This window comes from Savagea serpentis, from assembly GCF_015351395.1.
GTDB classification, from domain to species: Bacteria; Bacillota; Bacilli; order Bacillales_A; family Planococcaceae; genus Savagea; species Savagea serpentis.
This window is the reverse complement of sequence record NZ_JADKPV010000001.1, coordinates 516945-540678: the sequence shown is the minus strand read 5'-3', so window position 1 is coordinate 540678 and position 23734 is coordinate 516945. Positions and strand designations below refer to the sequence as shown.

At 42.3% G+C, this 23734-nt stretch carries 26 protein-coding genes; 4 read left to right on the top strand and 22 right to left on the bottom strand.

Annotated features, from left to right (window positions below):
* Positions 1-90 precede the first annotated feature (90 nt).
* Positions 91-888, top strand: coding sequence for a pyrroline-5-carboxylate reductase (proC, locus tag IRY55_RS02800; RefSeq protein ID WP_194561729.1), 798 nt, complete (start codon positions 91-93; stop codon positions 886-888).
* Between the two features lie 19 nt (positions 889-907).
* Here proC and rnz read toward each other — a convergent pair whose 3' ends face one another.
* Genes rnz through IRY55_RS02780 form a run of 4 tightly spaced genes read right to left on the bottom strand, consistent with a single transcriptional unit; the run spans position 908 to position 4609 of the window.
* Complete coding sequence (rnz, locus tag IRY55_RS02795; protein ID WP_194561728.1) at positions 908-1849, bottom strand: ribonuclease Z; 942 nt, start codon at positions 1847-1849, stop codon at positions 908-910.
* Positions 1849-3030, bottom strand: coding sequence for a DNA polymerase IV (locus IRY55_RS02790; RefSeq protein ID WP_194561727.1), 1182 nt, complete (start codon positions 3028-3030; stop codon positions 1849-1851). Before IRY55_RS02790 ends, rnz begins: the two co-directional genes overlap by 1 nt.
* The gene (locus tag IRY55_RS02785) at positions 3030-3497 is read right to left on the bottom strand and encodes a chemotaxis protein CheW (RefSeq protein ID WP_194561726.1); all 468 of its coding nucleotides are present in this window, start codon (positions 3495-3497) and stop codon (positions 3030-3032) included. Before IRY55_RS02785 ends, IRY55_RS02790 begins: the two co-directional genes overlap by 1 nt.
* On the bottom strand, positions 3494-4609 hold the full coding sequence (locus tag IRY55_RS02780; protein WP_194561725.1) for a M20/M25/M40 family metallo-hydrolase: 1116 nt from the start codon (positions 4607-4609) through the stop codon (positions 3494-3496). The genes IRY55_RS02785 and IRY55_RS02780 overlap by 4 nt, the downstream gene beginning before the upstream one ends.
* Before the next feature lie 89 nt (positions 4610-4698).
* On the opposite strand from IRY55_RS02780, the gene prli42 reads away from it, so the two are divergent.
* A complete protein-coding gene (gene prli42, locus IRY55_RS02775) occupies positions 4699-4794 on the top strand; it encodes a stressosome-associated protein Prli42 (RefSeq protein WP_194561724.1) in 96 nt (31 codons plus the stop codon).
* 46 nt (positions 4795-4840) lie between these two features.
* Here the strand turns inward: prli42 and IRY55_RS02770 are convergent, their stop codons facing one another.
* Both IRY55_RS02770 and IRY55_RS02765 read right to left on the bottom strand, forming a co-directional pair.
* Positions 4841-5281 (bottom strand): BrxA/BrxB family bacilliredoxin, encoded by a 441-nt coding sequence (locus IRY55_RS02770; RefSeq protein WP_194561723.1) that lies wholly within the window; start codon positions 5279-5281, stop codon positions 4841-4843.
* A 204-nt stretch (positions 5282-5485) separates the two neighbouring features.
* The gene (locus tag IRY55_RS02765; protein ID WP_194561722.1) at positions 5486-6589 is read right to left on the bottom strand and encodes a Glu/Leu/Phe/Val dehydrogenase; all 1104 of its coding nucleotides are present in this window, start codon (positions 6587-6589) and stop codon (positions 5486-5488) included.
* 179 nt (positions 6590-6768) lie between these two features.
* Between IRY55_RS02765 and IRY55_RS13610 the strand changes: the two genes are divergently transcribed.
* Positions 6769-7230 (top strand): DUF2627 family protein, encoded by a 462-nt coding sequence (locus IRY55_RS13610; protein WP_194561721.1) that lies wholly within the window; start codon positions 6769-6771, stop codon positions 7228-7230.
* Positions 7231-7278: 48 nt separating this feature from the next.
* Here IRY55_RS13610 and IRY55_RS02755 read toward each other — a convergent pair whose 3' ends face one another.
* The 16 genes from IRY55_RS02755 to aroQ form a co-directional block, all read right to left on the bottom strand.
* Positions 7279-7992, bottom strand: a complete 714-nt coding sequence (locus IRY55_RS02755) for a glycerophosphodiester phosphodiesterase (RefSeq protein ID WP_194561720.1) — start codon at positions 7990-7992, stop codon at positions 7279-7281.
* Positions 7985-9544 (bottom strand): DUF342 domain-containing protein, encoded by a 1560-nt coding sequence (locus IRY55_RS02750; protein ID WP_194561719.1) that lies wholly within the window; start codon positions 9542-9544, stop codon positions 7985-7987. Before IRY55_RS02750 ends, IRY55_RS02755 begins: the two co-directional genes overlap by 8 nt.
* Before the next feature lie 135 nt (positions 9545-9679).
* A complete protein-coding gene (gene recN, locus IRY55_RS02745) occupies positions 9680-11392 on the bottom strand; it encodes a DNA repair protein RecN (RefSeq protein ID WP_194561718.1) in 1713 nt (570 codons plus the stop codon).
* Positions 11393-11413: 21 nt separating this feature from the next.
* Entirely contained in the window at positions 11414-11866 is a 453-nt protein-coding gene (gene ahrC / locus IRY55_RS02740; protein ID WP_194561717.1) for a transcriptional regulator AhrC/ArgR, read from the bottom strand.
* Positions 11867-12038: 172 nt separating this feature from the next.
* Positions 12039-13940: a 1-deoxy-D-xylulose-5-phosphate synthase gene (gene dxs, locus IRY55_RS02735; protein ID WP_194561716.1), complete on the bottom strand. Its 1902-nt coding sequence runs from the start codon at positions 13938-13940 to the stop codon at positions 12039-12041.
* An 89-nt stretch (positions 13941-14029) separates the two neighbouring features.
* Positions 14030-14917, bottom strand: a complete 888-nt coding sequence (locus IRY55_RS02730; protein ID WP_194561715.1) for a polyprenyl synthetase family protein — start codon at positions 14915-14917, stop codon at positions 14030-14032.
* Positions 14914-15141 carry an exodeoxyribonuclease VII small subunit gene (gene xseB / locus IRY55_RS02725; protein ID WP_194561714.1) on the bottom strand — a complete coding sequence of 76 codons (228 nt, stop codon included), beginning with the start codon at positions 15139-15141 and terminating at the stop codon, positions 14914-14916. Before xseB ends, IRY55_RS02730 begins: the two co-directional genes overlap by 4 nt.
* Positions 15141-16487: an exodeoxyribonuclease VII large subunit gene (gene xseA / locus IRY55_RS02720; RefSeq protein WP_194561713.1), complete on the bottom strand. Its 1347-nt coding sequence runs from the start codon at positions 16485-16487 to the stop codon at positions 15141-15143. Before xseA ends, xseB begins: the two co-directional genes overlap by 1 nt.
* 74 nt (positions 16488-16561) lie before the next feature.
* Complete coding sequence (folD, locus tag IRY55_RS02715) at positions 16562-17422, bottom strand: bifunctional methylenetetrahydrofolate dehydrogenase/methenyltetrahydrofolate cyclohydrolase FolD (RefSeq protein WP_194561712.1); 861 nt, start codon at positions 17420-17422, stop codon at positions 16562-16564.
* Positions 17423-17435: 13 nt separating this feature from the next.
* Positions 17436-17810, bottom strand: a complete 375-nt coding sequence (gene nusB / locus IRY55_RS02710) for a transcription antitermination factor NusB (protein WP_194561711.1) — start codon at positions 17808-17810, stop codon at positions 17436-17438.
* Positions 17811-18053: 243 nt separating this feature from the next.
* Positions 18054-18443 (bottom strand): Asp23/Gls24 family envelope stress response protein, encoded by a 390-nt coding sequence (locus IRY55_RS02705; RefSeq protein ID WP_194561710.1) that lies wholly within the window; start codon positions 18441-18443, stop codon positions 18054-18056.
* Between the two features lie 17 nt (positions 18444-18460).
* Entirely contained in the window at positions 18461-19807 is a 1347-nt protein-coding gene (gene accC, locus IRY55_RS02700; protein ID WP_194561709.1) for an acetyl-CoA carboxylase biotin carboxylase subunit, read from the bottom strand.
* A 12-nt stretch (positions 19808-19819) separates the two neighbouring features.
* The gene (gene accB, locus IRY55_RS02695; protein ID WP_194561708.1) at positions 19820-20323 is read right to left on the bottom strand and encodes an acetyl-CoA carboxylase biotin carboxyl carrier protein; all 504 of its coding nucleotides are present in this window, start codon (positions 20321-20323) and stop codon (positions 19820-19822) included.
* A gap of 134 nt (positions 20324-20457) precedes the next feature.
* Positions 20458-21015 (bottom strand): elongation factor P, encoded by a 558-nt coding sequence (gene efp, locus IRY55_RS02690; RefSeq protein ID WP_194561707.1) that lies wholly within the window; start codon positions 21013-21015, stop codon positions 20458-20460.
* A gap of 45 nt (positions 21016-21060) precedes the next feature.
* Positions 21061-22119 carry a M24 family metallopeptidase gene (locus IRY55_RS02685; protein ID WP_194561706.1) on the bottom strand — a complete coding sequence of 353 codons (1059 nt, stop codon included), beginning with the start codon at positions 22117-22119 and terminating at the stop codon, positions 21061-21063.
* The gene (gene aroQ / locus IRY55_RS02680) at positions 22116-22559 is read right to left on the bottom strand and encodes a type II 3-dehydroquinate dehydratase (RefSeq protein ID WP_194561705.1); all 444 of its coding nucleotides are present in this window, start codon (positions 22557-22559) and stop codon (positions 22116-22118) included. The genes IRY55_RS02685 and aroQ overlap by 4 nt, the downstream gene beginning before the upstream one ends.
* Positions 22560-22717: 158 nt before the next feature.
* Here aroQ and IRY55_RS02675 point away from each other — a divergent pair, with 158 nt between their 5' ends.
* A complete protein-coding gene (locus IRY55_RS02675) occupies positions 22718-23701 on the top strand; it encodes a DUF1385 domain-containing protein (RefSeq protein ID WP_194561704.1) in 984 nt (327 codons plus the stop codon).
* The last annotated feature ends 33 nt before the right edge of the window (positions 23702-23734 follow it).

The window sequence follows — 23734 nt, the reverse complement described above, 5'->3', positions numbered from 1 at the left end:
ATTACACATGATTTTCCTCACAATTTCAACTGTCGGTCTTTCCTATGGTAAACTGAAAAGAAAGTTTGTTTTTATGAAAGGATGTTTGAAATGAAAAAAATTGCTTTTATCGGTGCCGGTTCAATGGCAGAAGCGATCATTGCAGGTGTTGTCAAAAACGAAGTCGTCCCTGCGGACGCGATTTATGTAACGAATCATTCCAATGAAGAACGTCTCACACGTCTTCATAAGCAGTATGGCGTCACGCCTTTTCGCGAGATGACAGATATTCAAGATGTTGATGTAATTATTTTTGCGACGAAGCCAAATCAAATTACTGACGTCTTACCGCAATATGCCGCCCTACCGAATGCGGTCATCGTTTCTGTCCTTGCTGGAACACCAATCTCCACTTTCGAAACAATATTCCCAAATCAAGCAGTGGCCCGCGTCATGCCGAATACGTCTGCTACGATTGGCGAATCAGCAAGTGGTATCGCTTGGAATACGAAAGTGACGGATGAAGCGAAGCGCTGGGTAACGTCGCTCGTCGAAGCAATTGGCATCGTCCAAGAAGTGGAGGAAGAACAGTTACATACCGTGACTGGGCTTTCAGGAAGCGGACCCGCTTACGTCTATTTCTTCGTCGAAGCATTAGAAGCTGCAGCAATTCGCGAAGGCTTGGATCAAACGACGGCACGTAAACTCGCGGTTCAAACAATCAAAGGTGCCGCTTTAATGCTCGATGAAACGCGAGAAGAACCTGCTACATTACGCGAACGTGTCACGAGTCCGAACGGTACGACAGCTGCAGGTCTCGAGGCATTGCGCGAACATCAATTCGAACAGACGATTCACGCTTGCGTTCGTGCAGCGAAACAGCGCTCCATCGAACTCGGAAAAGCATAAGGACAAAACAACACGACAATTAAACTGTCGTGTTGTTTATATATAAAGGAACGTCCACTGTCATAAAATCTTCCGCGATCGAAATCGGTGAAAAAACCGCTTCTCCCTGTGCTAAAAACGTAGGTAAGTCATGTTTCATAAATCGAGCGCTAATATGGGTGACGAGGAGATGTTTCACTCCCGCCTCCCTCGCTACTTGTGCCGCTTCTCGTATCGTCGCATGTCCGTACTGTTTCGCAATCGTTGACGTCGCATCGTCGAATGTTGCTTCGTGAATGAGTAAATCCGCTTCGTGTGCAAGTTCTACCGACGCCTTCGTGTAAGAAGTATCTCCTAAAATGGTGACCACTCTTCCTCTTTGCCTTGCTGTCGTCACCTCTTCACTTTTTACGAGGGTTCCGTTCGCTAGTACAATATCTTGTCCATTTTTTAGTTGGCTTAATAAAGGCCCACGTGGTACACCCCGTTTTAACGCTTCTTCAATTAATAATGTACCAGAGCGCTCTTTTTCTTCTACTCGGTACCCATAACTGTCAATCACATGGGCGAGTTTTCGTATAGAGACACGAAATTTCGGAAAATCTATGACCGCTCCATCTTCGATAATTTCATACTGAATGGGATAGGGAATATAGGTTTTTGTCGTTTGCATCGTCAGTGTGAGCCACGCTTCTAAACCAGCTGGACCATAAATCGTCAGCGGAGTGTCACCCCCTAAGAAGGAGCGAGAACTGAGGAAACCAGGAAGCCCAAAAATATGATCTCCATGCAAATGCGTGATGAAAATACGATTAATTTTGGACGGTTTGATCGATGTATGCAACAGTTGGTGTTGTGTCGCTTCACCACAATCAAACATCCAATAATCTTCCCCTTCATTGCGCAAATTCAAAATCATACTCGACGTATTACGTGTTTTCGATGGCATCCCTGCCCCTGTTCCAAGAAATGTGACGTCCATTAACTCTCCTTCTTTCCTTTCGAAATGACATCGCGTCCAAATTTTTGTTGGAGTTGATGTAGCACCCGCAATGTTTCGTTTTCTTTTTCGTAGCGCTCATACGTATCAAATGTCAGTTGTTCTACTATGTCAGTTTGTTCAATGAGCTCACTCACTGTTACACCGATCAAACGGACCGGTTGTCCATTCCATAGTTGTTGCAATAATTGGTCGGCCTTTTGCGTCAAATCATCACTTTCCACTAACGGCACAGTATACGTATGACTGCGGGATTGTTGTTTCCAATTTGCATATTTAATTTGAACGGTTAATGTATAACCTACTCGCTCTAGCTCTTTTAAGCGTCGCGATACTTTTTCGCTCAATTTTCCGAGCGTTCGATACAATTCATTTGAATCCGTCTCATCTGCTGGCAAAGTCGTAGATGAACCGACACTTTTTCGATCTTCTGCGGCTTCTGGGTCAACGATTCTCGTATCTTCTCCGTTCGCTCGTGCATGCAGTCGTTCTCCATGTTTACCTAAATTCCCTTTAATTAGGGCATGAGAAGCATTCGCTAAATCACCAATCGTTTGAATGTTTAATGCATGCAGTTTTTGCTCCGTACTTTCCCCGACTCCGTACATTTCAATGACAGGGAGTGGCCATAATACTTGCGGTACGTCCCGCTTCCGTAAAATCGAAATGCCGAGGGGCTTTTTTAAATCAGATGCTGTTTTTGCCAAAAATTTATTCGGCGCAATACCAATCGAACAAGGCAGATCAAGTTCCGCTAATAAACGCTTCTGAATACTTTCAGCAATTTCAACCGCATGTGTCAAACCGCCGATATCCGTAATATCCATATACGCTTCATCAATCGATACTGGTTCGACAAGAGGTGTAAATTGTCTCAACAAATCAAAAATTTTTTCCGAATATTGGCGATAGAGGGCATGGCGCGTTTGAATGACGACGAGATGAGGGGCGATTCTTCTCGCCTCTCCAACATTCATCGTCGTGTAAACGCCGAGCGCACGCGCTTCGTATGAACATGTTACGACAACGCCTCGACGTTCTCTCGGATTTCCTGCGACTGCGATCGGTTTGCCTTTTAATTTCGGATTTTCCGCTTGTTCGACCGATGCAAAGAAACTGTTCATATCGACATGTAAAATGACACGAACCTTTGCCACTTTCATCACTTCATTTCATTCATCTCATCTTGCGCAAATTCAATAACATCTTCCATACCTTCTGTAGCATTAACTAAAATATCGAAATCGATAATCGTCACAAGCTCATCCTGTAAATCATAAATCGCTCGAAAATAAGGGACTTGCGAATACGTTTGTAAACTTTTTTCAGCGAGTTTACTTTCTTCCATTTGAAGAATTTGATCTGCATGTTCAACGAAAAATGCAATCGTTAATGCTTCCGCTCGGTAAATAATATACGCCTCGCCATCTTTACGACTCGTTTTGCGATCATATAATAAATACCCGAGGTCTAATACTGGAATGACTTCCCCTTGTTGCTTCACAAAGCCGTCGACATAGGCCGGCATTTTAGGGACGAAAGAAACGCGCAAATTATTTTCAATCGACTGTACTTTTTCGATATTGCAAGCAAATCGTTGCCCATTCGTACGGAAGGTTAGTGCGTTCATACGTGCACCGCTCCTTTGACAATTTCAGTTAATAATTCATGTAGTTTTTCCAATTCTTCTACAGGCATGCGCTCATTGACCGTATGGATTTCTTCATATCCTACTGACAAAGTAACTGTCGGTACACCCATTCCGTTGAAAATATTGCCGTCGCTACCGCCACCGCTCGCCATTAACTCTGGAGTACGACCGATTTTTTCAATGGCACGCATCGCCACTTGTACGACATCATCTTGTTCTGTAAATGAAAAACCTGGATACATCTTTTGAACGTCGACCAACGCACGTCCTCCTAATTTTTCCGCTACCCGTTCAAATGTGTCTACCATATGTTGAACTTGCGCGTCTACTTTATCTTCTCGAATTGAGCGGGCTTCCGCTACGATGATCACTTCATCACAGACGATATTCGTCGCTTTTCCACCGTGGAAACTTCCGATATTCGCCGTCGTTTCTTCATCGATGCGACCGAGCTTCATTTCGGCAATCGCTTTTGCAGCAACTTGAATCGCTGATAATCCTTTTTCTGGCGCTACACCTGCGTGGGCTGTCTTCCCTTCAATCGTCACATTCATCTTCACTTGATAAGGAGCAGCGACGACGATTCCGCCTACTTTCTCCGTGCTATCTACCGCATAGCCGTACTCCGCTTCTAATAGCTTAGCGTCCATCGCCTTCGCTCCTTGCAGTCCGCTCTCTTCTCCTGCTGTGATGATGATTTGCATCGGACCGTGAGCGATATTTTGTTCTTTTAATGTATCTAACATTTCAAAAATCGCGGCAATTCCTGCCTTATCATCCGCTCCTAAAATTGTCGTACCATCAGAATAAATATAACCGTCTTCTTTCAAAATAGGTCGGATCCCGATACCTGGTGTCACCGTATCCATATGACATGTAAAATATATGTAATCTCCGTCTACCGTTCCCGGAATGGTCACAATTAAATTTCCTGCTCCGTGACCAGAGCGCTGTGCAGAATCATCTTCTACGACATGATAGCCTCGCTCTTGAAACGCTGCGATTAAATGATCCGCAATCGCTCGCTCATCTTTCGTTTCAGAATCAATTTGTACTAATTTCATAAAGTTTTCTACGATACGTGTTGTCATTTTATGTTCCTTCTTTCCATTCGTGATTGAGGTTTTTATATTTTCTGTTAAAATAGAGATATTACAATGCGATGAGGGGTTTAATAAAAATGAGTAATAAAAAAGTTCAAAAATTTATCGTCATGGCGATGATCATCATTATGCTCGCTTCAACAATCGTCTTTGGCGTCAGCGCAATTTTATAATGGAAAAAAGCGAAGAGTGTTCGAGCTCTTCGCTTTTTTGTTACCATTATACTTCTTCACAAAACTCCATAAATTGTGATTGTAAGTTCGCTACGACAGACATCGGATCATGTCCTTCAATTTCGTAACGACCGACTTCTCCCACTACTTCTCCATCTTTTAATAAAACGAATGAAGGTGATGAAGGTAAATGATCCTCACCGAAGAGCATACGTGCATATGCTGTCGCTTCTTTATCTTGTCCTGCGAATACTGTCGTCAAATGTGTAGGACGATTATCGTGATGAATCGCATGTGTCGCGGCTGGGCGAGCGATTCCTCCTGCGCATCCACATACTGAGTTAATCATAACAAGCGTTGTGCCTGGACGTTTGAACGCTGCATCTACCTCTTCAGGTGTTTGCAATTGCTCATATCCTGCTGCTTCCATCTCTTGGCGCGCTTGATTGACGATATCTTGAACATACATATTAAAATCCATTGTCATTTGTAAATCTCCTTCCTCATCTATCGCATATCTTCATTCAGACATGCTCATTAAATTAGACAGTTCTATTCTAATCGTTCCCTTTCATTTTAACCATATTCCATTTTCGTTGCAAGAATAGAGCGATAGAAAGAACAAAAAGCACTCATTTTTCAAGTTTTTTGAAAAATAAACGCTTTTTTAAGGCTTTTCGAACGTTTTATATTATTTCTGTTTCAATAAATTGATGACTGATTTGTTAGATGGTAAAAAATGTGTACGTGAATCGCGAATGAGTTGAATTCGTTTTTCCGCAAGTTGATTCGCCGCTAAGTGAGAAGGAATGTCGTGTGTACGGGAAATTTCAAAAATTTCTTCCAACACATCATAAATATGATTTACTTTATGGAGTGCGCGTTCACGATTATAACCGATCATTTCATCTGCTACGTTAATGACTCCACCCGAGTTAATAACATAATCTGGCGCATAGACAATGCCTTTTTCACGCAATGCATGACCGTGACGTGGCTCCGCTAATTGATTGTTTGCACTACCTGCGACTGCTTTCACTTTCAATCGTGAAAGTGTGTCATCATTAATGACTGCCCCTAGCGCACATGGTGCGAAAATATCCGCTTCTACATCGTAAATATCATCTGGCCCGACCGCCGTTGCACCGAAATTGTCCACCGCACGCTGTACAGCTTCTTGATCGATGTCCGTTACGATTAATTTTGCGCCTTCTTCATGCAAATGCTCACAGAGACGATACGCAACTTGTCCAACGCCTTGAACCGCAACCGTTTTGCCTTTGAGGGATGGCGTTCCGAACGCTTCATTTGCTGTTGCTTTAATGCCTCGGTACACACCGAATGCTGTCACTGGAGACGGGTTACCTGAAGTGCCGTCGACTGTCGATGTACCTGTTACGTAATCTGTTTCTAAATAAATATAATCCATATCTTGTTCTGTCGTGCCGACGTCTTCTGCTGTAATATAGCGACCGTTCAACCCTTCTACATAACGACCGAATGCGCGGAACATCGCCTCTGTTTTATCCTTTTTCGGATCTCCGATGATGACCGCTTTACCGCCACCTAAGTTTAAGCCTGCTGCTGCGTTTTTGTACGTCATCCCTTTTGCAAGGCGCACCGCATCTTCCAAAGCTTCTTCTTCAGAATTGTAAGGCCACATGCGCGTTCCACCAAGTGCTGGCCCGAGTGTCGTATCATCAATGACGATGATTGCCTTTAAACCAGACGCCTTATCTTGACAAAATACTACTTGTTCCACATCTTGCTCTTCCATCGTTTTAAATAAATCCATTGTACAGTCACTCCTTTTCCTATTCTTATAATTTACAACATTCTTGCTATAGTTTCCATTCTTTTTTAAATAAAATCTAATTTTTCAAATAATTCATCCGATTTTACTTAAGAAAACGTGCTTGACAATTCCGATGAACCACGTAAAATTAACATAACAGATAAGGAGTTGTTTCAAGTATGGTAAGACTTTTAGCGGTCATCGTACTGCTTATTCCAGGCATCGCAGCTGCTTATGGGATTAAAATGATGCGTGATTCATTGTTCGCTATTCCGATTGAATTTTTAAACACGTCTGCTTTCCAATTCATTTTTGCTAGCGGCTTACTTGTAATTGGCGTCGGATTTTTATGGACATTAAAAACCCGCACTTCACATCGCTCTGCTGGAATGACGGTTACAAATATATTGCTCGGACTCATTGCTTTCGGGTTCGGCGGATTTGTATTCTATGATTGGATTCGTAAAGTACCGACAACGTTCTTAACGAATATGACATTCCAATTTATTTTTGGTTTCGTTTTAATGGTGCTAGGGGTCGGATTTTTCGGTGGTTTTTTACTGCGTCGTGACCAACGAAAAGGGCGCGTTCAAGATCGCTTCCAATTGCCCACTGAAGCTCCTGAAAAAAAAGATAATTAAAAACTGTTTTAAACGTCGATCAATGATTGAACGTTTAAAACAGTTTTTTTATGCTTGTCGTACTCGCTTCGGATAATCGGTAATCCATCCGATGATACTCGTCGGTGAGTTTTGCAATACCTTCTCCGAGCCGTCTACTCCGTATAAACGAATCTTATACTTTCTTTGTGCTGCGTAAGCCGCGATTTGACTTGTCCAATACTTTTGATGAAAATGAAAAACATCGGCAGCTTCATAATTCGACCAGTCCATTCGCTGAACTTGCTTTTTCTTTAAGAGATAGGCTGTTTCAATCGAAGCATTGTGACGAATTGATTCTTCAATCAATTCGTAATGAAAAGAAGAAATATGCACTGAAGATGCAATCGGTTCAATGAGGTCCATAATTTGTCTCACTTGCTCAGGGCGTTCTGCTACCGTTTCTTTCAATTCAACATTTAATTTCAATTTATGCACTTCACAAAAATGAACAACTTCTTTCAACGTTGGGATATATAAGTTTTTCGTGCGGCGTTGCCATAGTGAACCTAGTTTCACCCGCGTTAATGATTTGAAGTTCATCTCATCTACGAGACGGTCTCGACTTGCTAATCGACTTAAGTTGCGGTCGTGGATGACGACAGGTACACTATCTTTCGTCAACTGTACATCGATTTCAATGCCGTCTGCCCCTTCAACGACTGCTTGTTGAAAAGCGCTAATGGTATTCTCAAAAGCCACCCCACTTGCACCACGATGCCCATAGATTTCTCTTTTAAACATTGAGTGTATCCCCCACGATTTCAAAAACACCTTGTGTTGGGGAATGGATTGTGGATGATTTCCCTTCGATTTGAATGATGACGCCAGGATGGGCTTCCCTAACGACTTCAATTCTCGGTTTTAAACGAATTTTCATCATTTGCAAATTGTTATAAATAGAACGTTCTAATTGCGAAATAACACGCACTTTTTTCTGAACTTCTTGTTCTAATTTTTCAAATGCTGCGAGCTGTTGACCAACTAGACGCGAAGCATGGGGCTTCACTTTTAACAATTGTTCTTCCAGGCGTTTGCATGCTTTTTGTTCTTCGCTCAATTGCTCTGCCATCTTTTGAGATTCACGTCGCAATTTATCTTTCGGAATCCCGTACACTTCCAAATGTGTCATTCGTTCATGAACATTCCCTGCAAATGCTGTTTCAATATATTCACGAGCACGAATATGTCCTCCAATTACTTTTCCTTTATTGCGATCGATGAATACTTTTTCAGCTTCTACGGTCGAACCGAGCAAATACGAACCGATATGTACTTCTTTCCCTTTTAAGTTTCCGTTGTTCGAATGCTTAATATAGAGCGCCTCTGCTGCTTCAATAATCGTACGATTTGCACCGAAGACGCCCCCTTTAATATAAATAGAGCCTTGTGTCGATCGAATTTCTTTCGCGTTTGAAACACTGTCTCTTCCCTCAATTGAAATATCTCCTGTTGCAACGACCGAGTAACTCGCAAGCACTGTTCCCCGAATGATAATGGAGCCGTCGAATTTAAGAGAACCTGTTTCAGGACCGACGTCCCCTTGAACGACAAGTTGTTTATCGACCGAAACGACACCGTTTTTCCATTGCAATGCGCCACCATGAATGGCACGTAAAACAATCTTATCCTCTTCTTCTACTTCTTCTACTGTTTTTTTATCATAATAGAGCGCAACATCTTCCCCATTGAGTGCTGCAATCGGTTCACCATATACGTTAAATCCTGGCGTCCCTTGTTTTGCCTTCTCTTTTTCGCCTAACCAACCGCCTTGTTCAATCGGCGTTACGAAGTTCATCTCATATAAATCTGCTGAACCATCTTCTCGAATGACTGGACGACGCTCTGGTTTCGGAATGTAGCGCACGATTGCATTTGCACCACGGACAGGCGCTTGTCCTTGTGCAATAATTAATGGTTCCTTCACCTGCACATTTTCTGGAATTTCTTGAATGCCGTGCGTGACGTTTGATTTTGCAACAGTTTCTTTAATTTCAGCGATATACTTTTCACGGTTTTCATCAAATTCTTCTTGTGTGACGTTAATGTATAATTCTGCTTTCATTTTATCTTGAGATACGATAATTTGATACGTCGGAACGTATTTTCCAATCTCATGATTTTGTCCGACCACGGTCAGTGCTTGCCTAAGTGCCATAAATGAGCCGACTTCAATACGGGGATGCTGTTGAACGAGCAAATCCAAATCTTTCATAGAATAGCCACTTTTCTTTAAATGTAAAATGACTTTTCTGTCTTTTACAAATAAATCAAAGTATTCATTTTGTTCTAGCATATCAAGCCCTCCTTACAATAGACGATATTCAAAGGTCATTATGACCACTCGTAGTGCCAATGACTTAATTTACATCTCTTCGTTTTTATTATCTCAATTCATGAACTTAACAAACAATACTACTTTCCAATCATTTTATAACGAATTTCCCTCTTTATTTGCAATTTGTGACTTTCGTCTCTCTGCCAATTGTAAAAGTTCATTCGCTGCTTTTAAAGAAAGCGGAGTAATTTCTGCCCCAGATAACATGCGGGATAATTCTTCGGTCCGTTCTGCTTCCGCAAGCGGTGCAATCGTCGTCGTCGTCCGTTCGCCGGAAACAGCTTTAGCTATGAAATAGTGATAGTCCGCCATCGCTGCTACTTGTGGTAAATGCGAAATGCAGAGCACTTGAGAATGAGCACCAATCATCGCAATTTTTTCTGCGATCGACTGCGCCACTCGTCCACTTACTCCTGTATCCACCTCATCAAAAATAATAGAGGTGATACCACGATGCTCAGAAAATACGGTTTTGAGCGCTAACATCATCCGTGAAATCTCTCCACCTGATGCTACTTTAATCAATGGCTGGAGTGGCTCTCCAACATTTGTTGAAATTAAAAATTGCACGTCGTCATATCCGTACTGATCAAATGTTTGATGGTCTTTTCTTTCAATCGAGACGACGAAATTTGCTTTCGCCATGTGCAAATCAGACAATTGTTCGATAATAGCTTTTTCTAATTTTTTTGCGACTTTTTTACGTTTAAATGATAATTCCTCAGCTTCTATTTGCAAGTCTGCTTCGAGTTGCTCTAGCATTTCTTGTTGAGCGAGGGCAACTTCATCCCGGTGGAGCAATTCATTTAACTTTTCTTCAATCGTTTCTCGATATAACAAAATTTCTTCTACGGTCTGTCCATACTTTCGCTTTAAATTAGCAAGTAAAGCAAGACGACTCTCCACATATTCTACACGTGCTGGATCGTATTCCATTTCGTCAATTTTTTGACGCAACGTATGAACCGCATCTTGCAAGCTGTAAAAGCTTGAAGATATCGTTTCGCATAACGGTTGTAATTCGGTGTCGACCGACATTGCATCTTCTAAATCGCTCATCGCTGAACCGACGTAGTCGAGCCCTTTCGATTCTCCATTTAATGCTTCATACGCTAAATTTAGACGTTCGTATAAGCGATTGTAATGATCAAGCTTCATTTTTTCATTCTCTAACTCGATGTCTTCATCAACTTGCAATTCAGCTTCATCAATCTCTTTTAATTGAAATGAATACAAATCGATATGTTGCGCAATTAATTGCTCGTCTTCAATCGCTCGGGCAATCGTCTGCTTCAATTTCATATAGCGCTCATAGGTCGTACTGTAATGCGCTAATGCATCGTGAAAAGACTCTCCCGCGAATTGGTCGAGTAAGACGATATGATATTTCTCTTGCATGAGCTCTTGGTTTTCATGTTGTCCGTGAATGTCGATGAGGAAACTCGTCACTTCTCGCAAAATTGCGATTGTGACGAGTTTGCCATTTATGCGCGTCGTCGTTTTCCCGTTACGATTCAGCTCGCGTCGAATAATTAATTCATCCTCAGCTTCAATGCCAAATGTTCGAAGTAACTCTTTTAACTGTTCATGAGGAGGAATATAAAACAATCCTTCAATCTCTGCCCGCTCTGCTCCAAATCGAATAAAATGGGTCGATGCTCGACCACCCGCTAAGAGCTGAACGGCATCGATGATGATGGATTTTCCCGCTCCTGTTTCACCAGTAAGCACTGTCAATCCGCCATTAAAAGATACCGTTAATTGTTCAATGATCGCAAAGTTTCGTATCGATAATTCCGCTAACATCGCTCAACCTCTTTTCTATTGTTACAATAATGCTAAAATTTGATTTTTGACACTTTCTGTCTCGCTTGCATCTCGGCAAATGAGCAGGCATGTATCATCGCCACAAATCGTTCCAAGCAGTTGCTCATCCCATCCGAGATTGTCGACAAGCGATCCTACTGCTTGTGCGTTACCTGGCAATGTTTTTAAAATGATAAAGTGACTTGCACTATCAATACTAATAAAGGCGTCTCCAAGCATCCGACTCAATTTTTCTTCCGTATTGTATTTTTGTACTGTCGGCAAACTATATTTATATCGTCCATCTGGAAGTGGGACTTTAATTAAATGTAACTCCTTAATATCGCGTGAAATCGTCGCTTGGGTTACTTCGACTCCTGAAGCTTTCAATTGTGCGACGAGTTGGTCTTGTGTTTCAATTTCATTGTTCGCGATAATATCACGAATACGAATATGGCGTTGGCCTTTATTCATTGATGGTCACTCCATTTCTTTTTCATTCGATTAGCACATTCACTTTGTCTGAAAGTGATAGGTATTCATATTTTTTATTTTTCTAACTAACGTGTACTATACATAATTATACATCGAATGTATAGTTTTTTCACATAAAGAAAGCACGCTCAAGGCGCGCTTTCCCATTTAATTATCGTGCTTCTTCATCTTCGTTTAGCTCAATGATTACTTGTGCAACATCTTCTGCTGTCAAATGAATTTCATTTAATAGTTCGTCCACCGAACCGTGTTCGACATATTCATCTGGTATGCCGAGCACTTTCACTTGTGGGACATCTTCTTGGACGATTGCATTCGCATGATACCACTCAAGCACACCACTTCCGAATCCGCCTGCAATGACGCCTTCTTCCAAAGTGATGATCGTCTTACCTGCGTCACGAATGTCCGCTAGCATACGCTCGTCCATCGGTTTAATGAAGCGTGCATTCACAACTTCTACTGAAATACCACGGCGCTGGAAAGCAAGACGTGAAGCTTCTAAAGCGACAGGAATCATCGTACCAAATGTTAAAATGGTAACATCCTGGCCACGTTCTAACACTTCCCAAGAACCGATCGGTAATGATTGTAACACTTCATCCATCTTTACGCCGACTCCATTTCCTCTTGGGAAACGAAGTGCAATGGGCCCGTCGTCGTACGTTAAGGCTGTTTTCACCATATGTTGTCCCTCGTTTTCATCTTTCGGTTGCATGATAACGATATTTGGTAAATGACGTAAAAATGCGATATCGAATACGCCGTGATGCGTTTCACCGTCTGCTCCGACAAGACCCGCTCGATCAATGCCGAAAAAGACATTTAATTTTTGGCGGGTTACATCATGAAGCACTTGATCATACGCACGTTGTAAAAATGTTGAATAGATAGCGACAAACGGTTTCATCCCATCCGCTGCGAGTCCTCCTGCCATCGTCACCGCGTGTTGTTCGGCAATTCCAACATCGTAAAAACGATCTGGAAAACGCTTCGCAAATTTTTCTAGTTTAGATCCAACAGGCATAGCAGGTGTAATTGCGACGACACGTCGGTCTTCTTCTGCGATTTTTTGAACGGTATCCGCAATTAGTGCGCTCCAGCCTGGACCTTTCGCTGGAGACTTTACGAAGTCACCCGTTTCAATTTTATATGGACCTGTTCCATGCCAAGTTCCAATTTTATCATTTTCAGCGGGTTTGTATCCTTTTCCTTTTTTCGTCACGACATGAACGAGTGTCGGACCGTCTACCTTTTTTGCATAGGTTAACGTTTTTTCAAGCTCTTCATAATCATGACCATCGATTGGACCGAGATACGTAAATCCGAGTTCTTCGAAAAACATGCCCGAAACGACCATATATTTTAAGCTATCTTTCAATTTTTCCGCAGCGTCGGCTAAATGTCCGCCAATTGCTGGGATTTTACGCATAATATATTCTAATTCGTCTTTTGCAGTATTGTATTTTCCACTCGCACGAAGTCTTCCAAGCATCGTATGCATCGCGCCAACGTTCGGTGCGATGGACATTTCATTATCATTTAAAATGACAATCATATTCGTCTTTTCATGTCCGATATGATTGAGTGCTTCCAGCGCCATACCGCCTGTTAATGCACCGTCTCCAATGATTGGAATGACGTAGTTTTTCTCCCCGCGAATATCGCGAGCGGCTGCCATACCCATCGCGGCAGAGAGCGAAGTGGAACTGTGCCCTGTCTCCCATACGTCATGCGCTGATTCCGCGCGTTTCGGAAACCCGCTTAATCCTTTATATTGACGCAACGTATCGAATTGATCGGCACGTCCCGTTAAAATTTTATGGACATATGCTTGATGCCCGACATCCCAAATAAATTTATCTTGCGGACTGTCGAATAATTTATGCAACATAATCGTCAACTCGACCACACCAAGGTTCGGACCGATGTGACCGCCTGTTAACGAACATTTTTCAATTAAAAATTGTCGAATCGTTTGCGCTACTTCTCCTAATTGTTCATAATTGAGCGCCTTCAACTTAGATGGATCGTTAAATTGAGAAATATCCACCGCTATCACACACCTTCATAAATTGATTCCTTGCAAATACTATGTTCATTATATCAGGAAAGGATAAGGACACAATGCAGGAACGCTTATTATAAATTCCGATCAATAATATAATGAGCAAATTGATGAAGCAGCGACCCTTCCTGGAAAAAAGCAATCGCATCAATTGCTTGTGTATAATGCGACTCCATTTGGTCTTTCGATTGCGCTAACCCAAGTATCGCAGGATACGTTGATTTCTCTGAAGCTTCATCACTATTTGCAGGTTTACCGAGTTGTTCCGTTGTGCTCGTCACATCTAAAATATCATCTTTAATTTGAAATGCTAACCCGATATGGTGAGCATAACGTTTTAATTCGCTTCTTTCATATTCGCACATACGCGACAAAATTGCACCTGCTTCAATGCTATATGTTAAAAGTGCACCTGTTTTATGAATGTGTACATGTTCCAGTTCTTCTAATGAAAGTTGTCTCGTCTCGCCTTCTAAGTCTAACACTTGACCGCCAACCATGCCGTCTGCACCACTTGCTCTCGCTAATAATTGCACAAGTTCGATACGCATGTCCGCCGGTATAGCATATGCTTCTGCAATGCTTTGAAAAGCCATCGCCTGCATCGCATCGCCTGCTAATATAGCCATCGCTTCACCGAACTTTTTATGATTTGTTAATTTTCCTCGTCGGTAATCATCGTCATCCATCGCAGGAAGATCATCGTGAATGAGAGAGTATGTATGAATGAGCTCAATCGCCGCTGCAATTGCATAGCGCTCTTCCAACGTATTATCCGCTCCTAACGCATCTTCCATCACCGCTAAAACGAGCAATGGGCGAACGCGTTTCCCTCCCGCTTCAATCGAATAGCGCATACTTTCTTTTAAAGTTTCAGGCATCACACTGTTGTCAAGAAGTGCATAAAGAGCAGCATCTACTTTCGGCAATTCTCGCTCGATAAAAGTTTGTAATGTGCTCATTCTACACTCTCCTCATTTTCCAATGTCGTCTGTTCGCCATTTTCTTGTACGACGGTCATAATTTGTTTTTCTGCTCGTTCTAATTGACCTTTGCAAAGCGCTGAAAGTTCCATGCCCTTTTTATAAAGCTCAATCGACTGCTCTAAAGGAGCCTCTCCGCGTTCTAATAATTGAACGATTTCTTCCAATTGTTCCATCGCTTGTTCAAATGTTAATTTCGTCATCATATGTCCTCCTTTTGCACATCGTTTACTATCGCTTCAATCGAGCCGTCTTTCAGTTGAATTTTCAACGAATCACCCACTTCGATTTGAGAAGCTGACGTCACGACATTTCCTTCTTCATATGTTACCGAAAATCCACGCTCGAGTATAGAGAGGGGGTTCAATGTCTGCATTAATCGAATTTGATGCAGCAAACGGTCTTGTCTTTGTTCTTGCGAAGCGGTCATTGTACGCTGTAATCGTTCTGTCGCATAGCGATGACGATGACGTGCTTCACTTAATTTATTGTTTGGTGATTGAAGAGATAAAGCGTGCGACACTTCAATCATCTTTTGTCTTTTCATCGAAACGGTCTGAATCATGGCTTGATGCAGTGCGCGTTCTACTTGTAAATAATGTTCGATTTGCGGTCGATACAAACGCTCCGCTTGTTGAAAGACATACGACTGTCTAATATGTTCATAGCGTTTTTTACTTTGTTGAAGTTGATGACGAAGCAATTGCGTAAGTGACCATTCTGTTTGCTTTAAACGCTCTTGTAATTCAAGTCGAGAAGGTACTGCTAGTTCAGCAGCTGCTGTCGGAGTGGGTGCCCGTAAATCTGCGACATAATCAGCAATCGTCGTATCTGTTTCGTGACCGACCGCACTAATGACAGGGATGCGCGACTCAAAAATAGCGCGGGCTACTCGTTCTTCGTTAAATGCCCACAAGTCTTCAATCGAGCCGCCACCACGCCCGACAATCAGTACATCATACTCTCCTTCATTTGCACGTTCAATAGCACGTACAATTGATGGCGCTGCGTTTTCGCCTTGCACGAGCGCTTCGTAAAGTGTAAGCTCCACAAGCGGGTAACGTCGCTGAATCGTCGTGTACATATCTCGAATCGCTGCACCTGTTTTCGCCGTAACGATTGCGATTTTTTGTGGATAAGCAGGCAAAGGTAATTTCCACTTCTGCTCAAATAGTCCTTCCTTCGCTAAATCTGCTTTTAATTGCTCAAATCTCAAGTAGAGAGAGCCGATACCATCCGGTTCAATATGTTCGATATAGAGCTGGTATTGTCCCATGCGCTCGAACACTTGAACCGACCCTTCAATGAGTACTTGCATCCCTTCTTCTAGCCGAAACTTTACATGTTGCGCTTGTCTCGCGAACATAACGGCACGAATTTGCGCCCCTTGATCTTTTAATGTGCAATAAATATGACCTGAGGAATGAAATGTAATATTCGATAACTCGCCCCTAACGGACAACTTTGTCAAATGCGGATCGGCTGAAAATTTGCGGGCTACATATTTCGTCAATGCGGTAACGGTTAAATAACGCTTCTCTTCTGTCATCGTACTCCTCCTCTACAAAAGATAACGCTGTCTAATTGAATTAGACAGCGCCCCATTATGTTCTATGCTCCGTATTACTGCTCGATGCCACATGCACGCTTTGCGCTATGCACCGTGTTTTTAAGTAACATCGTAATCGTCATCGGCCCTACGCCACCCGGTACAGGAGTAATGGCACTGCTCACTTCTTTTACAGAATCGAAGTCGACATCTCCACAAAGTTTCCCCTGTTCATCACGGTTCATCCCGACATCAATGACGACTGCACCTTCTTTTACGTAAGATGCATCAATCATTTTAGCGCGTCCTACCGCTACGACTAAGATATCTGCCTGTTTCGTCATTTCAGCTAAATTCGGAGTGCGTGAATGGCAATAGGTAACCGTCGCATCTCGCTGTAATAACAGTTGTCCCATCGGCTTTCCTACAATATTACTGCGTCCAATGACAACTGCATGACGTCCTGCAATTTCAACATTCGTACGCTCTAATAATTCAATGATGCCATATGGTGTACATGATAAATAAGTCGGCTGACCGATGACCATCTTCCCAACGTTTATAGGATGGAATCCATCGACATCTTTGTCCGGTGTGATTGTGCGGATGACTTCATCTTCATCTAAATGTTTTGGCAATGGTAATTGTACTAAAATACCATGAATATCATTATCTTCATTTAACTGACGAACGTGTGACAATAATTCTTCTTGCGTCGTTTCTGCTGAAAGACGGATTAAACGAGAAGTCATGCCCGCTGCAAGCGTCGCCTTCTCTTTATTTTTCACATATGTAGCACTCGCTGGATCATCCCCAACTAAAATCACTGCTAGTCCAGGTTTACATCCTTGTTTAACGAGCTCTTTTACTTCTTCTGCAATTTCTGCTTTAATCGTTTGACCGATTCCTTTGCCGTCGATTAATTGTGCAACCATCTTCTTCACTCCATTACTTATTCATTTTAGATAGTACGCCGTTGACGAATTTACCTGACTTTTCATCGCTGAACGTTTTGCAAAGTTCAATCGCTTCGTTTACGACAACACGCGCTGGAACCTCCGTGTAGTTCATTTCATACACTGCCAGACGTAAGATCGTCCGTTCAATTTTAGGTAAACGTCCGAATGACCAGTTTTCTAAATGTTCCGCTATTAAAGCGTCAATCTCTTCTCTATAAGCAACCGTCCCTCTAACAAGTTGTTCGTAAAATTCATCGAGAGGGATTTCGACGATAAAAGGAATCGCCTCTTCTAAAGTAATTTCGGTTTCATCTAGCTGAAAAAGAGTTTGGACCGCTTTTTCACGTGCTTCATGTCGTTTCATTATACTATCTCCTAACTATTTCAATGTCTCGGGGTTAATCATAGCATATTTTACGCGTTTGCACCTACTTGAAAGTAAAAAAAGAAGCTAGGACAAAAAAGAAGCTTCTTCATGGATTGATGATCATGTTAACGAGAGATTCCAGCGGTTGTTTACACTTTTTCTCTTCCAGTCGTAAAACGACTATGTTAATCATCTATACCCATCGCTCTTTGTCTGCCCTAACCTCTTTCATGCGAAAACTTATTGCTGTGGAAAATGAATGCCTGTAATATGCACATTCACTTCTTTCGTTTCTAGTGATGTCATATGATAGATTGTTTGACGTACTTGTTCTTGAATTTCTTGCGCTACTTTCGGAACGACATAACCATACTCAATGACGCAGTAAATATCAATTGCGAGCTCGTCATCTTGCCACACCGTTTTGACACCTTTGCCATGAACGGTTTTACCAAACTTTTCAACGACATCATCTGCGAAGTTTCCTTTCGTCATCGCGACGCCTTCTACTTCATTTGTTGCGATTCCGATAATGACTTCAAGCACTTCTGGAGCTAAATGAATACGTCCTAATTCTTCCCCTTGCGCTGGACCTTTTCCAACGAACGAAGGATTCGTTTTTTCTGCCATCGTAATTCCTCCTTCAACTATTCCATAACAGAATATGTCTCTAAAAACTTCGTATCGAAGTCACCCGATTTAAAGACAGGATGTTCCATCACTTTCGAGTGGAATGGAATTGTCGTGTGTACGCCTTCGATTAAAAATTCATCGAGCGCGCGCTTCATGCGTTCAATCGCTTCTTCTCGCGTGTTCGCATGGACGATCAATTTCGCAACCATCGAATCGTAATAGGGTGGGATTGTATATCCATTATACACGGCTGAGTCAACTCTGACACCAAATCCACCTGGTGGCATATACATTTCAATTTTTCCAGGAGACGGCATAAAGTTTTTCGCTGCATTTTCCGCATTAATTCGGCATTCGATGGACCAGCCGTTAAACTGAATATCTTTTTGTTTATATTGCAGTTTTTCTCCTGATGCGACGCGAATTTGTTCTTTAATGAGATCCACTCCTGTGATCATTTCTGTCACAGGATGCTCTACTTGAATACGCGTGTTCATTTCCATGAAATAAAATTTACGTTCAATATGATCAAAAATGAATTCCACTGTGCCCGCTCCACGGTAGTTGACCGCTTCAGCAGCTTTCACAGCCGCTTCTCCCATTTTCGCGCGAAGCTTCTCATCGATTGCTGGCGAAGGTGCTTCCTCTATGAGTTTTTGCATACGGCGTTGAATCGAGCAGTCACGCTCTCCTAAATGAATCACATTTCCATGTTTATCTGCAAGCACTTGCACTTCGACGTGACGGAATGTCTCGATAAACTTTTCCAAATAAAGCCCTGGGTTTCCGAACGCTGCTTCCGCTTCTTTTTGAGTAATCTGAATCCCTTTAATCAAATCTTCTTTATTGCGCGCGACACGAATACCACGTCCGCCGCCACCTGCCGTCGCTTTAATGATGACAGGAAAACCGATTTCCTCTGCAATTTCAAGTGCGTCTTCCGCGTCCGCGACGAGCCCCGTAGAACCTGGTACAATTGGGACTCCTGCTTTTTTCATCGTTTCCCGTGCGATATCTTTTGTCCCCATTAAGTTAATTGCTTCAGATGTCGGACCGATAAATTCGATATTCACTTCTTCACAAAGCTCTGCGAACGCGGCATTTTCTGCTAAAAATCCGTACCCTGGATGAATGCCATCACAGTCTGTCAGCTTTGCAACGCTAATGACATTCGAGAAATTCAAATAACTGTCCTTCGATAATGTGGGGCCGATGCAGTATGCTTCATCTGCTAGTTCCACATGGAGCGCTTCTTTATCCCCTTCCGAATAAACAGCAACAGTTTCAATGTTCATTTCTTTACAAGCGCGAATAATGCGCACCGCAATTTCGCCTCGATTGGCTATTAAAATTTTCTTCAAAACAGTTCCTCCTTAATTCGGACGTACTAAAAAGAGTGGTTGTCCATATTCGACGAGTTGACCATCTTCTACTAAAATGTCAACGATTTCTCCATTTACTTCCGCTTCAATCTCATTGAATAATTTCATCGCTTCTACGATACAAACGATCGACGTTTCCGTCACACGATCGCCGACTGCGACATAATTATCCGCTTCAGGTGATGCTGCTGCGTAAAATGTACCGACCATCGGCGATACGATTTCCACTAAACCTTCTTCACTGGGTGCTTCCACTTCTTCTTGTACTGGCACAGGCGCTTCTTGTACAGGTGCATTCGTCACTGCTACAGCTGGCGCTTCCGTTTTAACAGGTGCTGGTTGCGCTTGTTCTTGAACGACTTGTTGCACAACTTGTACTTCTCCCGCTTTTTTCGAAATGTGTAATTTTACTCCGTCTTGCTTAAATTTAAAGCTCGTTAATGACGATTGATCAACTGCCTCGATAATCGCACGAATATCTTCTACTTTTAACATATTGTTCGCTCCTTTAATTTCAAGAAATTTATTCTTTTTACATTGTACCTGTTTTCGAGTGGTCATACCACTTTTTTCTGTAAAAAATTGCTCACCTTCTCAAAGTATGAAAAGGTGAGTCTTTTATTTTGGAATTAAGCGCGTGAAACGTATTCGCCTTCTTCAGTATTGATCACTAATTTATCGCCAGCGTTGACGAAAAACGGCACTTGGACGACGAGTCCTGTTTCCATTTTCGCTGGTTTAGAACCACCGCTCGCTGTATCTCCTTTAATGCCTGGCTCTGTTTCTGCTACTTCAAGCGTAACGGTTACAGGTAAAGAAACACCGAGTACTTCGCCTTCGTATTGCATAATTGAAACTTCCATATTTTCAAGCAAGAATTTTAATTCGTACTCAATTTTATCTGATGGAATTTCAATTTGGTCGTACGTTTCGTTATCCATGAAAACGTGCGCGTCGCCGTTCGCGTATAAATATTGCATTTTACGGTTGTCGATTTGTGCACGATTTACTTTTTCGCCACCGCGGAATGTTTTTTCTTGAATGTTGCCGTTACGGAGGTTACGGAGTTTCGAACGAACGAAAGCTGCTCCTTTACCTGGCTTTACGTGTTGGAACTCAAGTACGCGCCAAATATCTCCATCTACTTCGATTGTTAATCCTGTACGAAATTCGTTTACTGAAATCATATTGTCTCCACCTTTATGTTCATTCGTAATTTTCGGATAATCCGATTATAATATGCGTAATTCTTTTGAAGATTTCGTTAAGCGACGGTTGCCATCTTCTGTGATGACGAGATCATCTTCAATGCGGACGCCTCCGACATTCGGCACATAAATACCAGGTTCTACTGTAACACACATATTCGGTACGAGTACAGTGTCAGAGCGGAAAGAAAGTGACGGATTTTCATGAACTTCCAGTCCAATTCCGTGACCTGTTGAGTGACCGAATTGTTCGCCGTATCCTTTTTCGGTAATGTAGTCGCGTACGATTGCATCCGCTTCTTTACCTGTCATGTTCGGACCGATTTTTTCAACGCCGAGCAACTGTGAATCTAAAACGATTTGATAAATTTCTTTCATCTGTTCAGAAGGTTCACCTACTGCAACTGTGCGTGTCATGTCAGAAATATACCCATTGTATAAAGCACCGAAATCAAGCGTAATCATATCGCCTTCTTCAATTACTTTATTCGATGCGACACCGTGTGGTAAAGCCCCGCGCACACCGCTTGCGACGATCGTGTCAAATGATGACTGTGTCGCGCCGAGTTTGCGCATGTAAAATTCCATTTCGTTCGCAATTTCAAGCTCTGTTACACCTGCACGAATTTTCGTACAAATGTATTCATACGTTTTGTCCGCAATGTCCGCTGCTTGTTGTAAAATAACGAGTTCTTCGTCCGTTTTAATGATGCGGAGCTGTTCGACTAAACCTGAAACGGGAACGAGTTTCGCATCTGTTTGACTGTCGTACAATTCCATTAAACCGTACGTAAGATTGTCTTTCTCGAAGCCGAGCGTTTGGACATTCATCTCTTTTAATTGAGCGCCTGCTTCTTCGAAGATCGTCTTCGTATGTTGCACGATGCGGAAATCTTTCACTTGCTCTGCCGCTTGTTCAGTGTAACGGAAATCCGTAATAAATACCGCATCGTCTTGAGAGACGATGGCGATTCCTGCTGATCCTGTAAACCCTGTCATATAGCGACGGTTGTACGGATTTGTAATAAGTAATGCTTCTACTTCTTTCTCTGCTAACAATTGACGTAATCGTTGTAATTTCAATTGGCGTCCTCCTTTAGTTGTATGAGCGCTTGAAGTGCTAATAAGTAGCCGTTTGAGCCAAAACCAGTCAGCTGACCGATGCAAGCGGGTGCTGTGACCGAATTCGTGCGAAATGATTCGCGCGTATGTACGTTTGAAATATGCACCTCTACCGCAGGCACGGAAACACCACTGAGCGCATCGCGAATCGCGATACTGTAATGGGTGAATGCTGCTGGGTTAATGATGATTCCGTCGAAAGATTCATCTTCTGCACGGTGAATCGCTTCGACGAGTTCATATTCTCGGTTCGACTGCAAACATTGTACTTCAATGTTCCGCTCTGTTGCATAGTGAACAATTTTCTCTTCGATCATCTGTAATGTTTCATGACCGTAAATATGTGGTTCGCGTTTTCCGAGTCGATTTAAGTTCGGCCCGTTTAAAACGAGTATACGCATATGTGTCCACCCCTTTTATTCATCTCATTTATTTTATCATACTCTCGTAGTCGTTGAAATGCTTTTCAGTTTTTTCAGAATGAAAAGCGTTATGAGTAGTCGTTCGGGTCATTTTTTAGTACAATGAACGAATACATTAGATTAAAGTAGGTGACAATATGGCCAAAGAACAATCTTGCCCCACATATGGTGGTCAAGCGCTAGTAGAAGGTGTCATGTTCGGAAGTCGTGAACATACGGTAACCGCAATCCGAAGAAATGATGACACACTCGATTATTTTTATGCGAAGAAAAAATCAAATCCTACGATGCAAAAACTTAAAAAAATTCCTTTTTTAAGAGGTGTCGTTGCCCTTTTCGAATCTGCTATTTTAGGCTCAAAACATTTAAATTTCTCAAGCGACCGATACGATGTCGACCCGAATGAAGAGATTGTAGAAGAAGAGCCCTCTAAACTTGCGATGATTTTAGGTGTAGCCGTCGTCACAGTCCTCTCCTTTTTATTCGGAAAATTCGTCTTCACGCTCGTTCCTGTCTTCCTCGCGCAACTCTTTCAATCCGTCGCTCCTGGAAAAACAGCCCAAGTATTGATTGAAACATCTTTCAAACTCGCTTTGTTGCTCGGGTATATTAGCTTAATTTCGATGACACCACTCATTAAACGGGTATTCCAATATCATGGAGCAGAACATAAAGTCATCAATGCGTTTGAAGCAGGTAAAGAATTAACAGTGAAAAATGTTCAAGCGGCTTCACGCTTGCATTATCGTTGTGGAAGTAGCTTCATTTTATTCACGGTCATCGTCGGGATGTTTATTTACTTCCTCGTTCCACATGACCCACTTTGGTTGCGCATTACAAACCGCATCCTTCTCATCCCTGTCGTACTCGGCGTATCGTTCGAAGTATTACAACTCACGAATGCTGTACGAAACGTCCCTGTCTTAAAGGTCATCGGCTACCCTGGATTATGGCTACAACTCATTACGACAAAAGAGCCCGATGACGAACAAGTCGAAGTCGCGATCGCTTCATTCAATAAATTGCGTGAAGTTGAACGAGTCGGGCTCCACGCATTCGATGATGTTCCTGTCACGATTGATGAAGAAGTGACACTTCCCCAAATTAATAACGAAATATAACTGGCCTCACTGGAATGCTCTCAATTTAAAAAA